Source organism: Micromonospora peucetia, from assembly GCF_900091625.1.
Classification (GTDB): Bacteria; Actinomycetota; Actinomycetes; order Mycobacteriales; family Micromonosporaceae; genus Micromonospora; species Micromonospora peucetia.
Window position 1 is genome coordinate 13,964 of sequence record NZ_FMIC01000001.1, and the last position, 13,429, is coordinate 27,392.

Here is a 13,429-nt window from a genome sequence, read left to right on the forward strand (position 1 = left end):
GTGGATTCAGCCGGCTGAATGCCGATGGTTGCAGCCGGGCGCGGGCCGACCAGGTCCAGGTCAGGCCGCGCCCGGGAATAGACAAAGCCTCAGCTCTCGATGCCGGCGAGGGCGAACAGGTCGAGCTGCTCGCCGGGGTCGTTAGGTCGGCACGCTGCCCATACGGCGTCTCCGGCGCGGCCGCAGGCGTCGAGGACGTCGTTCCAGCCAGCGCCCCGGAATCCGCCTGGGTAGTCGCGCCAGGCGATGACGGCCTGCTGGCAGCGGCGGATTAGGTCATCGGTGACTCGGCCGTTGTCGAGCACGTTGCCGAGGTCGGTCCAGGTCAGTCGCAGTGGCTGGTGGAGGTTGCCGTCGCTGATCTCGATGCGTGTCCGGTCGAGCCGGAGCATCCGGCCGGCGGGCAGTGTCTGCCCCTCGTACTCCGGGGCGAGTCGTCGGGCGTCTCGGGTGCGCCAGTAGGTCAGCGGGTGGATGGCGTGACTGCGGGTGATGGCTCCGACGGCCCAGGCCAGCAGTGGGCGGTGGGTGGTCGGGGTGGCGGTGGCGAGGATGGTGCGGGCGTCGGTCCGGTGGCTGTTGGTCATGGTGGTCTCCCCGTCGTTGCTGGTCGGGCGGCGTCCCCGTGCCCGGGCCGGTGGCGGCCCGGGCATGGGTTCGGTCAGCCGAGGTCCTGGTCGACGTCGACGACGTCGAGCAGGCGGGTCCAGCCGGTGGGGGTCCAGATCTGCCAGTGCTGGCCGGGGCCGGCGGGGGAGTCGCGGTGCAGGGCGCGGGCTACCGCGCGGTGCCAGGTGGGGTCGGTGGTCAGCGGTGCGTTGGCGCTGGCGTAGATGGTCGGGTACGGGGCCCCGGTGGGCTGGCCGTCGCCGTCGCGGATGTGCTGCATGAGCCGGACCGGGGTGCGGGTGGCGGCCAGCCGCTCGGCGACGGCTGCCGCGGTGATGTGCTCGCGGACCAGCTCGGCCAGCACGTCGGCGACGGTGGCGGGCTCGCCGGTGAACAGCCGGCACTGCTGGGCGTACTCGTCGAGCTCCCTCCCGCCGAGGGAGTTCGTCTGGTAGGTGGCGCTGCGGTGCGGGTGGCGCGGGTGGGTGGTGATCCAGCCGACGAAGCGGGCACCGAGGTACAGCCGGTGCTGCTCCGCACGGCCGGGGCCGGGCTGGGTGGGGCCGTCGACGCGGAGCTGGGTGTGCGGCACGGTCAGTCCGGTGTGCGGCAGGGTCACCGGCTCGCTGGTCGCCGCGATCACCGTGGCGTTGATCCAGGCCACGCGGACCGGGTTGGAGCGCGTGCAGGTGCGGCAGTCGATTGGCGCGGTGACAGCGGCACCGACCGTGATGGTGTCGCCTCGGGTGCTGGCCCCGCACGAGCCGGCGACGTAGCGGGGCTCGCCGGCCGGGCCCTTGATGCTGCTCAGGTTGCCGAGGTGGACGACGCGGCCTCGGCCGATGCGGACCGGCGCGAGCTGGGCGGGCCGGGTGTTGGTGCTGGTCATGCTCTCGATCCCTTCGATGCGCTGACGTGGGGTTGGGGGGAGCCGGGCCGGCCCACCGAGGGCCGGCCCGGCTGGGTGTCAGCAGTCGTCGGGGTCGTTGCCGTCGTGCTGGTCGGCCGCGCCGTACAGCGAGACCGCGATCTCGGTGAGCTGGGCGAAGAGGCCGTGGCGGTAGACCACCTGGTTGCGGATCGCCTCGGCCTTCGGCGGCCACTGGCCGACCAGGTAGTCGGCCAGCGCCTGCCGGGCCTCGTCGGCGAGGGCCTGCGCCTGGTCGTTGCCGGCCAGGTCGACGGCGGCGGCGAAGATCGCGCCGGCGATGTCGTAGCCGACCCCGGCCGGGTGGTTGCGCACCCGCAGGTTGGCGACCCGCAGGATGACCGCCGGGCTGAACGTGCCGGTCTCGAACGGGCACAGCGGGTGGCACGGGTCTCCGGCGCTGACGCCGTAGGCGTTGGCACCGCAGCCGACGCACTGGTCGTTGTGGTCGATCTCCCGGGCCGGGATCGTCGTACGCTGGGTCATGGAACTGCCTTTCGCAGAGGGGTTGTTCTTCCTGGTCCGGCCGGGTGGTGGCTCACCTGGCCGGACCGTTCCTTGCCTCTCTATCGTACAGGAAAAGGTACAGGTAAAGATCCCATCAGGGGTCTTTTTCTGTACCTTTTTGCCGTACGCTGTGGGGCATGAGCAGCGAATCTGAGATGCGTCGGCCCGAGGTGTCGGCGGGGATGGCGGCGGCCCGGGACCGGGGTGTGCGGCTGGGCCGGCCGCCGGCACCGGTGCCGCCCTCGGCCACCCGGGTGGCGGAACTACGCGGTGAAGGGCTGTCGCTGGCGGCCATCGCCGAGAGGCTGAACGCCGAGCAGGTGCCGACCCCGTCGGGCAAGGGCAAGTGGGCCAAGAGCAGCGTCAGCTACGTGCTGACCCGGTATGACGCGGCGCAAGAGTCGGCGTAGGCCCGTGGTGGGCGGGGTTGCGGGCTTGCCCCGCGCGGTGCCGGGGGTGGGGTGGGATCTCCTCGTGTCGGCCGATCTCCGATCGACCGGGCCGGCTCCGGGACGGCCAGGCTCGGCGTAGCCGACCGCGAAGCGGCTTGGCCTGGTCGTCCCGGAGCCGGTCTGGTAGCCCTCTGGGCGGCCGGCGCGAGGGGATCCCACCCCCTGGGTGACCACTCACCCACCTGGCGCCGACGGTCGCCCCCGGGCATCTCCGAGAGAGGCCCCGCCGGAGGCGTCCTTCTTGGAGAGCGTCACCACGTCGGCGCTGGCGCGGGCCTGCGGGCCTGGGCTGCCTGACCGGCCTTCTGCCCGTGATTCCGTGGCATGGACGCCCGCTGCGGTGCCGGCGGTGACGCGGCCTGGGCCGGCATGACGACGACGTTCGGGCGGGCTGCGACCTGTCGCGCCTCGATCCCGCTCGACAGGTTGGTTACGGTGATGATCAAGCGATCACATGGGGGAGCGATGGCTGACGACGCCGCTGTACCGATGGCCGCACCGGACGCAGAGGGCCTACCCGACACGGTCGCCGCCGGGCTGCAATCGCAGATCGATGACCTGACGGCCACCCTGGAGCACCATCAACGCCTGTTCGAGTCGTTGCGGGCGCATGGGCTGCTGCCCACCGAGCCCGACGACGGGCGGCCGTGATGGCGGCGCCGGACCAGCCGGCGGCCGGGCCGGCGCGTGAGGTCGCCGAGCGTGTTGCGGCCTCGGTCGACCGGACCGCCGCGCTGCGCGGACGTGCCGGGTCGCTGGCCGCTCAGGTCGCCGGCCCGCCTCGCCTGTCGGCGGTCCCGGACGCGCGGCGGCAACGTCTGCTGGCCGTGCAGCACGTGGCGGCCGAGTTCTACCGCGCCCAGCTCGACCAGCCCGACGGTGCGTCGCCAGCGCGGTGGCTGGCCGCCCAGGGTGTTCCGGTCGACGGGCGGTGGGCCGTCGGATACGCGCCGGACCGGCCCGCTGCGCTGGTCAACGAACTGCGGCGGCAGGGCTTCACCGATGTGGAGATCCGGGCGTCCGGCCTGGCCGCGACCGGCCGCAGCGGGCAACTGGTCGACCGGTTCCGCAACCGGGTGATGATCGGCATCCGCGAGCACCGCGATCCGCAGCGGCCGGTGGTCGGCTTCGCCGGCTACGCCCCGCCCGGCGTGCCGGACGTGGCGCCGGTGCTGCACAGCCCAGCCACGGCGGTGTTCCGTCCGGCTGAGGTGGTGTTCGGGCTCGCTGAGCAGCCTGAACGGGTCGGCCGCTCGGTGGTGGCGCGCACCGCGTTGGAGGCCATCGTCCTGGCCGAGCGCGGCGACGGGGCGCCGCTGACGGTGGCCGCGTGCGGGCCGGCCTTGACCGGGCCGCAGGTCGCGGCGCTCACCGCGCAGGCGGATCCGGCGGCCGGCGTCGTCGTGGTTGTCGACGAGGACGGCAGCGTCGACGGGCGCAGGTCCGCGGCGCGGGCTTTCCACGTGCTCGACCCGGCGGTGACCCGGCACCCGCAACGTCCTGGACCGGTGCTGGCCGCCGCTGTAGATGGCAAGGACACGTGGCCGCTGGTGGAGGTGGTGGTCACCGCCCGGGTCGACTGGGCCGTGCGGACCTTCACCACGGCAGCGGGCCGGGAGGTTGCCGCCCAGTCGATCCGCGCGATGCTGCACGGGCAACCGGACGAGATCGCCGAGCCGTTGGCCGCCTACGCCGCCGGCCGCCTCGGTGTCCCGGTCGACCCGACGCCGGCCGCACCCAGGCCAACCGTGACTCCGCAGACGGCGGTGCCAGCGCCGGTGCCGGCCGTCCTCGATGGTGCGGCGACCACCACGGGCCCGCCGGTCGGCCCTGACCCCGACCAGCCGACCGCAGCAGCGCCAGAGACGGAGACAACAGAGGATGAACCGGTACGGGGCGCAAGCCCAGAGGCACTGGCAGACGTACCTTCCGAACCGGTACGCGGCGCTGATAGCCGACGGGACGGACCTGAACAGCTTCTTCTCGACTTTGGGGGACCAGGCGCTCGCCCAGATCGAGGACCTGACAAGGCAACTGGCCGGCCCGGACCCGACGGGCGAGGGCTACCTGGACAAACTGGGCCGGCTCAACGAGGCCCGGATGGCGGCCGAGGAACAGGTGCTGCCGGAGCTGATCCTGATCGACCCGGAGAGCAACGAGACCAGCCCGCCGGAGACGCAGAGCCCGCCGCCGCGGACGAATCAGGACGACTGGATCCCGATAGTGGAGGACCCGACCGATCCGCGCTGGCAGGAGATCGCGGAGCAGGAAGCCGCGATGAACGACGACAGCGAACCCCCCGCGCGCAGCTAGACCCCGAACCACCGGCCGCCGAACCACCGGCCGCCGAACCGGCCGCGCCGGTTGAGCTGGCCGAGCCGGGCCCGCCGCCGCAGGCGCAACCGCCAGCCACGGCGCCCGACCGGGACCGCCCGGCGTCGTTCATCCCGAGGGGCCAGGAGGACCTGGCCCCTCGCGGCGAGGTGGCCCGGCTCAACGCGAACCTTGCGGCGCTGCGCACCCTGCGCCTGCTCCAGGCCGAGGGCCGGACAGCCACCGCCGAGGAACAGGCGGTGTTGGCCCGATGGTCGGGGTGGGGTGCAGTGCCCGGGGTGTTCGAGGCCCGCACCGACCACCGCGACCACGCGCGGTTCGCGGCGGCCCGCGAGCAACTGCGGCAGTTGCTCGACGAACGGGAGTACGCCGCAGCCGAACGCAACACCCTCAACGCGCACTACACCGACGCGGCGTATGTCCGCGCCATCTGGGACGCGGTCACCAGCCTCGGGTTCGAGGGCGGGGACGTGCTGGAACCCGGCTGCGGATCGGGCACCTTCCTCGGCCTGGCACCCGACGGCGCCCGACTGACGGGGGTGGAGGTGGAGCCGGTCACGGCCGGGATCGCCGCCGCGCTCTACCCGCACGCCACCATCCGCACCGAGTCGTTCGCGGCCACCCGCGCGCCGGCCGGCACATTCGACCTGACGATCGGCAACGTGCCGTTCGGCAACTTCGCGTTGGCCGACCGGCGACACAACCCGGGCAAGCACTCGATCCACAACCACTTCCTGATCAAGAGCTTGCACCTGACCCGGCCCGGCGGCCTGGTGGTGGCGCTGACCTCCCGCTACACCATGGACGCCGCGAACCCGGCCGCCCGGCGAGAAATGGCGGCCCTGGCGGACCTGGTGGCCGCCGTGCGGCTGCCGACCGACGCCCACGAGCACGCCGCCGGCACCAAGGTCGTCACCGACCTGCTCATCCTTCGGCGCCGTGCGCCCGGCCAGGAGCAGGCGGGCACGGCCTGGGAGCAGACCCGAGAGATTGATGTTCCCGGCGGCGACACCATCCACGTCAACGAGTTCTTCGCCGCCCGGCCCGACCGGATCCTCGGTGAGCTCTCCGTCGGCCGGGGCGCCTACACCGCGCACGACCTGGTCGTCACCGGCAGCGGCGACACCGCCGCAGACCTGGCCCGGGTCCTGGCCGACGTGGTCGACGAGGCCCGCCTCGCCGGGTTGACCCTCACCCCGCGCGTCGAAGCCGGCCCGGCAGAGCCGGCCGCGGTTCTGGCCGCCGTCGGCCGCGAAGAGGGCCACATCGAGGCCCTCGACGACGGCACCTTCACCACCGTGCAGAACGGCCAGGTCGTCGAGCACAAGGTGCCCGCCACCCAGGCCGACGAGCTGCGCGCACTGCTGCTGCTGCGCGACACCGTGACCGAGCTGCTGCAAGCGGAATCGTCGTCACTCGACGACGGCGACGAACACCCCGACGGCCCACCGGCCGGCTCAGCGGCGTTCCTGCGGATCCGCCTCAACACCCTCTACGACGCCTACGTCGAGCAGTACGGCTTCCTGAACCGCTACGACACCTACACCCGCCGGCAGCGCAACAAGGCCACCGGTGAGCTGGAGACGATCCTCGATGAGGAGACCGGCCAGCCGAAGCTGTACCGCAACTACCCCCAGCTCGGCGGATTCCGCGGCATCGACCCGTACGCCGCCACGGTGTTGGCGTTGGAGAACTTCAACGACGACACCCGCACCGCCACCAAGGCGGACATCTTCAGCAAGCGGGTCATCCTGCCCCGGGCGCCCCGCCTGGGCGCCGACAGCCCCGAAGACGCGCTGGCCATCTGCCTCGACGACCACGGCGCGGTGATCCTGCCGGAGATCGCCCGGCTTCTCGGCGTCGACGAGCCCGAGGCCCGCGAAGCCCTCGGTGAGCTGGTCTACGACGATCCCGGCACCGGCGGCCTGGTCGAAGCCGCCGCGTACCTGTCCGACAACGTGCGCGCCAAGCTCGACCAGGCGCTCGTCGCCGTCGAGGACGACCCGAGGTTCGAGGTCAACGTCCGTGCCCTGCAACGGGTCCTGCCCCGCGACGTCGGCCCCGGCGAGATCATGGTGTCCTTCGGCGCCCCGTTCATCGACTACACCGAGGTGCAGGCGTTCCTCCAGGAGATCCTGCGCGATCCGCGGCTGAGGGTGACGCACCCCGGCGGATCAGACTGGCAGGTCAAGGGCAGCCGGACCGGTGTGCTCGCCTGCTCGACCTGGGGCACCCCCGGCATGTCCGCGCCCGAGTTGGCGCAGCGCTTGTTGACCAAGACCCCGATCCGGGTCTTCTACGAGGTCGAGAAGGGCAAGCGGGCGCTCGATGTGGAGGCGAGCGCCGCCGCGCAGGCCAAGGCTGTCGAGCTGGAGGAACGGTTCGAAGCCTGGGTGTGGGAGGAACCGGAGCGGGCCGCCCGCATCGCGGCCACCTACAACCGGATGTTCAACGCCCACGTGCCCCGCTCCTACGTCGGGGCGCGGCGCAGCCTGCCCGGCATCTCGGTGGAGTTCAAGCCCCGCCCGCACCAGATCGAGGCGGTCACCCGGATCGTCAACGAACCCGGGGTCGGCCTGTTCCACTGCGTCGGCGCCGGCAAGACCGCCGTGATGGCGATCGGCGCGATGGAACTCAAACGCCTCGGGCTGGTCAACAAGCCCGCCATCGTCGTGCCGACGCACCTGCTCGAACAGTTCTCCCGGGAGTTCCTCCAGATCTACCCGCAGGCCCGGGTCCTAGCCGCCGGGCAGGACGACACCAGCGCCGCCCGCCGGCAACGCTTCGTGGCCCGCTGCGCCACCGGCAACTGGGACACCGTCATCATGGCCGCCAGCTTCTTCGAGACGCTGCGGCTGTCCGACGCCGAGCAGCGCCGCTTCCTCGACGGTGAGCTGAAGGACCTCCGCAACAAGATCGAACGAGCGCACGCGCAGGCCGTCGCCAACGGCGAAGACCCCGACCGCAACGCCGCCGTCAAGCGACTGCAAGGCTCCCTGATCCGCAAAGAGGAGAAGATCAAGGAGAAGTTCGACAAGCCGACCGACCCCGGCGTGACGTTCGACCAGACCGGCGTCGACTTCGTCTTCCGCGACGAGTGGCACGACCTGAAGAACGACACGATCACCTCCAGCATCGTCGACGCCAGCAACGACGGCTCCGACCGGGCGATCGACTTCCGGGCCAAGCTCGACTTCCTGCGTCGCCGCTACGGCCAGCGGGTCGTGTGCGGGGCCACCGCCACCCCGATCGCCAACTCGGTGCGTGAGCTGTACGTCGTCACCCGGCATCTGCGCCCGGACCTGCTCGAAGCCACCGGCACCATGGACTTCGACACCTGGGCGTCGGTGTTCGGCAAGGTCGTCACGTCGGTGGAGATCTCACCCACCGGCAGCGGCTTCCAGACCAAGTCTCGGCTGGCGAAGTACACCAACGCCGCCGAGCTGTCGCTGATGCTGCGCACCTTCGGCGACATCCGCACCCCCGAAGACCTGCAACTGCCCACCCCGCTGCTGACCGTCAACGCCGACGGGCACCGGGCCCCGCACGTCATCAGCATCGACCCGGCGCCCGAGCTGGTCGACTTCATCGCCTCCCTCGACGACCGGGTCGAGTGGTGCCGCAACAACCCCCGCGACCGGGACATCGACAACATCCTGAAGATCTCCGGCGAGGCGCGGGCCGCGTCGCTGGACCTGCGGCTGCTCGGCGCGGCCCAGAACACGCCGGGGAAGATCGACGTGGCGGCCCGCAACATCGCCGAGATCTGGCAGGCGCACCGCGAGACCCGCTACCTGGTCGACCCGGACGCCGAGAACCCGGTCGAGCATCCGACGCCGGGCGCGCTGCAGATCGTGTTCTGCGACCTGGGCACCCCGAAACCGAAGGACCCGCAACGGTGGACGGCGTACGAGGCACTGCGTGGCCGGCTCGTCGAGCTGGGGATGCCCCGCGAGGCCGTCAGGTTCATCCACGAGGCCAACAGCGACAAAGAGAAGGCCAACCTGTTCGCCGCCTGCCGCAACGGCGAGGTGTCAGTGATCATCGGATCGACCGGCCGGATGGGCACCGGCACCAACATCCAGAACCGGGCCGTCGCCCTGCACCACCTCGACTGCCCGTGGCGGCCGGCCGACATCACCCAGCGAGACGGCCGGATCATGCGCCAGGGCAACCAGAACGCCGAGGTCAGCATCTACCGGTACGTCGTCACCGGCTCCTTCGACGCCTTCTCCTGGCAGACCGTCGCCCGCAAGGGCGGCTTCATCGACCAGATGATGCGCGGCACCGTGGCCAGGGAGATTGAGGACGTCTCCGACGAGACCCTTCAGGCCCACCAGATCAAGGCGATCGCCACCGGCAACCCGCTGCTCATCGAGAAGGAAGAGCTGGGGATGGAGCTGGCCCGGCTGGAACGGGCCAACCGATCCCACCACAACACCCACGCCGCCCTGGAGAAGCAGATCCGGGAGCTGCACCAGTGGATCGCCGTCGACGAGCGGCGCATCGAGGCCCTGGACCAGACGATCGCCCAGCGACAGGACATCCGCGGTGAGAAGTTCCGCATGACCGTCGCCGGCCACCACCTCGACAAGCGTCCCGACGCCGGCCGCGCACTGCAACACGCCATCACCGCCGCATCCGCCGGCCTCGGCTCCACCGAGCAACGCGACCAGGTGCCGCTGGCCAAGCTGGGCGGCTTCGACGTCACCGCCACCATCTGGAACGGCCGCGACGGGGTTCTGGTCTCCCTCACCGTCAACGGCGACTCCGGCATGAGCACCAAAATGTCGCTGACCGACGCCACCACCGGCGACGCCACCGGCCTCATCCGCCGCCTCGAACACCACCTCGCCGCCCTGGAGTCCCGACGCGGCCAGCTCGTCGCCAACATCGCCAGCCAACGGGAAGAGATCGAACGGGCCCGCACCCAACTCGGCCAGCCCTTCGCCCGCCACGACGAACTCGTCGACACCCGGCGCCGAATGCGGGCCGTCTCCGCCGCCGTCGACGCGATCGCCGACCTCGACTCCGTGCCGGTCAACACCGCCAGCGCACCCGCCGTACCGGTCACCCTCGACGACACCTGGATGCCCGACCAGGTACGCGACAGCCTCACCACCGACGAACGCGCCTGGCTGGCCACCCGAATCGACCGCGTCGCCAACGCCGGCACGCTACAAGCCGCCGCCCGCGCCCACGACGACGTCGCCGCGTTCGCCGCCACCTTCGACAAGGCGCTCACCGCCATGCTCGGCGACCCGAACGAGCCCAACCTGTCCGTGGCGATCTTCCTCAAGTGCGACAACCCCGATTGGCGAGCGAGCCTGTTCAACGCCGCCCGCCAGGCCGTCCACGACACCATCCGGGCCACGCAGACACCAGCAGCCGGCACGGTCCCGGTCGACGCCAGCGCAGACCGGCCCGGCCCCAGCCCGGCCAGCCCACTGACACCGGCCGCCATCGTCGCGGCCACCACGCCAGCGGATCGGGCGCTGCTCGACGCCTGCACGCGGCAAGCCCTACGCGCCGGAGACGTCCAGGCCGCCGCGCACGCCAGCGACAAGACCGCCTTCACTGCAGCGTTCGCCGCCGCGATGACCACCGCCATCAGCCAGCTCGATAACCCCGCTGACGTGGCACGCCTCGCCGAACTGCACGGCGATCAGGCGTTCCGCGACGGCCTGACCCACCTCGTCTGGGACAAGCTCACCCCCCGGCGAACGGATCACCAGCGTGGGCCCGGCACACGGTCCGCCGACACGGCTGCGGTCGCCGCCACGGCGTTCGTGCCGCCGACCAGCACGGTGACGCCGGCGCCCGTCTCCCCCGCCCCTGTCACTACCCACCGGGTTGCCCACCACGACCACGCCCACGTACCCGAGCGTTGACCCACACCGACGCGACACGTCCTCACGCTCCTGGGTGCCGTGGTCGCCGCCCGCGTCCAGTCACGGTGACGTCCCGGCCTGCACGCACCGGCGCAAGCCTCTACCCGGGTCGTCAGTCGGTGGGCGCGGCACCCGATTCAGGCAGGTAGCCGTGCGCAATGAACAACCGTGTGAAGTAGCGGCGCAGCATCGGCAGGGACTGTTCCTGCGACTGGAACTCCGCGCCGCCGAAGCGCACGACCTCGTAGCCGGCCAGGTGGAGTTCCCGATCTGCGGCGACCATCTCGGCGTAGCGACGAGGGCTTGCCCGCCCGTCGTCCTCGGCGTAGTGCTGCTTGCCGTCGCACTCGAGGACGAGCCGCCAACGGCCGCGCATCAGCAGTAGGAAGTCCATCCGCTGGCGCGGTAGCGGTCCCGGCTCACGCCGCTGGGCCCGGGTGTAGGGGTCGTAGTGCAGGTAGACCTGTGGAATCAGCGCCGGCAGGTCAAAGCCGTGTTCGCTGAGCAGCTCGCCGTATGCGCGGAACACCTGCCGCTCCGGGCCGGGTGGGTCCGAGGGCTTGCGGTCGCGGTCCAGCGAGCGCCGCAGACGCAGGTACAACTGCCGACCCGCCTCCTGTTCGCTGGTCCCGCGCTCAGCGTGGGTTTCGGTCCACCAGGTGACCAGTTGCCGCCAGCTCAACCCGCTGGGGTCCAGGCCGCGGTCGTAGACGAGGCAGAACTCGCCGTTCTTGCTGATCTCGATGGTGTTGCTCACCGCGTCGGTCAGCACCAATTCCGGTTTGGGACCGTCCGCGGCGAAGATGAGATTCTTGAACGGCGAGTCGACTCCAGTACGCCGGCCGGCATGCACCTGGAGCAGCCCCCACAGCCGGGGGCGGTAATGCTGCTCGACGACACGTGAGCCGAGTTGGCACAGCTGGTCCAGGGTGTAGTCGCTGGTCCGACTTCGCACGTACGCGCGCTTGCTGGCCATCGCCTCGTTGACGTCACCATCTTCGAGCCCGAGCGCCCGGCAGACGTCTGGGAGCTTGGTGGCACTGACCGGCCACAACGCTTCGGCGATCTCGTCGCGTAGCTGCATGGCGTCCGTGCCGCTGCCCAAGTCGTTGTGGGCGAAGGGGTCGGCGAGCACGGGTGCGATGCTCACCTGGTGATTGTCGCCGTTCCCCCACTTCCGAACACGATTAAACTGCGCTGCGATCACCTGCAGATCCGCCGGCCGAAACAGGCCGACGAACGCGGGATGTACGCGCAGCACCACGGGAACGGGCGCGGGCTCCCACGGCAGCGATTGCCCGATCTCTGCCTGCTCGGCCAGTGATAGCAGCCGCGCCGCGTGCTGGTTCCCGGCTTGAACCAGCATCTGCGACACGGTGGCGAGTTCCTTGCTCGTCTGGCTATCCACCGTGGCGTCCCTCGGGCACGGGTGTCACTGTAGGCGAAGACACCGACACGGGACTGGTGCCTGCGTCCCGGTCATGAGTGGTACCGCTGGTGCAGGCGGTCGAAGAACATGCTGAGCAGGTGCTGTGCGGCATCGTCGTCGACGAGCTCGGAACCGCCGAAACGGTACACCTCGTACCCCTTCAGGCGAAGTTCGCGATCTGCGCGCATCATGTCGGCGTACTGGCGCGGGTTGGCGCGGCCGTCGTCGTCGGCGTAGTGCTGCTTGCCGTCGCATTCGATGACAACGCGGGCCCGGTGAGGCAGGAGCAGCAGGAAGTCCATGCGCTGACGTGGGAGCGGGCCGGGTGCCCGTCGCTCGGTCGCGGTGTATGGGTCGTAGTGCAGGTAGACCTGCGGGATCAGAGCTGGGATGTCGGGGCCGAGCCGGACGTAGCGCCCGGCGTAGGTGCGCAGAATGCGCCGTTCGGCGTCGTTGTCGCCGAGCGACTGGTCCAGCCTGCGATAGAGGCTGCGTGAGATGTCCCGCTCCGGCTCGCCGGTCATCCCTTGTCGATCGGCCCACCAGTCGGTCAGCTCGGCCCAGGTCAGGCCGTGTGCGCCCAACGGCCGGTCGTACACCAGGCAGTTGTCGGCGTTGCGGACGAAGTGCAGGTCGTTGTTGACGGCGTCGTCGAGCACGATCTCCGGCTTGGGCCCGAGCGCGGCGAAGATGAGGTTCTTCATGGAGCCGCGCACGCCGGAGCCGATCAGGCGGTAGTCGAAGATCGGAGCGCCGCTGATGGCGTCGACCTGGACGATCTCGTAGCCGTCGTAAACCAGCACCTTGTTGAGGAAGTCCCGAAGCTGTTCGACCTCGGCAAGGTTGGTGCGGACCTCGGGGTGCAGCATCTCGACGAGGAAGGCCAGCAGTGCCTCGTCGTTGTCCGCCAGCCCGAACCGCTCATCCCTGAAGATCCAGTCGTCGGGCCAGTCGCATGGGTTGAGCACACGGTGCTGGAAGATGTCGCGACCGGCGGTGTCGTAGCGCGGGTCGTTGCTCGGCATCTTCTCCAGCGGGTAGAGCCGAGCCAGAAAGTCCGGCTCGTCGAGGTCGCCGCTCCAGTGTGCCGTGGGCATAGCCGCGAACCCCTCGACCAGGCGGCGGCGGGTGACGTGGGTGATCCGGCCCGTCGGGGTCGCGCGCTGTATCGGCGAGGACATCATCGGGCCCGGAGTGTACTGATAGCCCCCGACGAGCCGCCCTTAGCGCCAGTTTCGCAAGGTCGTTAGTCACCGGCCAACCCGAGGCCGCCGAGGGT

The 13,429-nt window shown here is 70.8% G+C and carries 9 protein-coding genes and 1 pseudogene; 5 read left to right on the plus strand and 5 right to left on the minus strand.

Annotated elements, in window-relative coordinates; all coding sequences use genetic code 11:
- Nucleotides 1-89: 89 nt before the first annotated feature.
- From GA0070608_RS00085 to GA0070608_RS00095, 3 genes are all read right to left on the minus strand, one after another.
- Nucleotides 90-587, minus strand: a complete 498-nt coding sequence (locus tag GA0070608_RS00085; RefSeq protein ID WP_141719373.1) for a hypothetical protein — start codon at nt 585-587, stop codon at nt 90-92.
- 74 nt (nt 588-661) lie between these two features.
- Nucleotides 662-1,498 (minus strand): hypothetical protein, encoded by an 837-nt coding sequence (locus GA0070608_RS33150; protein ID WP_245715631.1) that lies wholly within the window; start codon nt 1,496-1,498, stop codon nt 662-664.
- 78 nt (nt 1,499-1,576) lie between these two features.
- Nucleotides 1,577-2,023: a hypothetical protein gene (locus GA0070608_RS00095; RefSeq protein ID WP_091619470.1), complete on the minus strand. Its 447-nt coding sequence runs from the start codon at nt 2,021-2,023 to the stop codon at nt 1,577-1,579.
- Nucleotides 2,024-2,181: 158 nt separating this feature from the next.
- Between GA0070608_RS00095 and GA0070608_RS00100 the strand changes: the two genes are divergently transcribed.
- From GA0070608_RS00100 to GA0070608_RS00120, 5 genes and pseudogenes are all read left to right on the plus strand, one after another.
- Complete coding sequence (locus GA0070608_RS00100; protein ID WP_091619474.1) at nt 2,182-2,454, plus strand: recombinase family protein; 273 nt, start codon at nt 2,182-2,184, stop codon at nt 2,452-2,454.
- A gap of 366 nt (nt 2,455-2,820) precedes the next feature.
- Entirely contained in the window at nt 2,821-3,147 is a 327-nt protein-coding gene (locus GA0070608_RS00105) for a hypothetical protein (protein WP_091619479.1), read from the plus strand.
- Nucleotides 3,147-3,668, plus strand: a pseudogene (locus tag GA0070608_RS34235) (hypothetical protein); the annotation flags it as partial. The gene GA0070608_RS00105 and the pseudogene GA0070608_RS34235, both read left to right, overlap by 1 nt.
- Before the next feature lie 622 nt (nt 3,669-4,290).
- On the plus strand, nt 4,291-4,809 hold the full coding sequence (locus GA0070608_RS00115) for a TnpV protein (protein WP_483819077.1): 519 nt from the start codon (nt 4,291-4,293) through the stop codon (nt 4,807-4,809).
- A gap of 170 nt (nt 4,810-4,979) precedes the next feature.
- Nucleotides 4,980-10,721 carry a helicase-related protein gene (locus GA0070608_RS00120; protein ID WP_091619673.1) on the plus strand — a complete coding sequence of 1,914 codons (5,742 nt, stop codon included), beginning with the start codon at nt 4,980-4,982 and terminating at the stop codon, nt 10,719-10,721.
- 112 nt (nt 10,722-10,833) lie between these two features.
- Here GA0070608_RS00120 and GA0070608_RS00125 read toward each other — a convergent pair whose 3' ends face one another.
- Complete coding sequence (locus GA0070608_RS00125) at nt 10,834-12,129, minus strand: hypothetical protein (protein ID WP_141719374.1); 1,296 nt, start codon at nt 12,127-12,129, stop codon at nt 10,834-10,836.
- A 71-nt stretch (nt 12,130-12,200) separates the two neighbouring features.
- Nucleotides 12,201-13,334, minus strand: a complete 1,134-nt coding sequence (locus GA0070608_RS00130) for an AbiJ-related protein (protein WP_141719375.1) — start codon at nt 13,332-13,334, stop codon at nt 12,201-12,203.
- Nucleotides 13,335-13,429 lie beyond the last annotated feature (95 nt).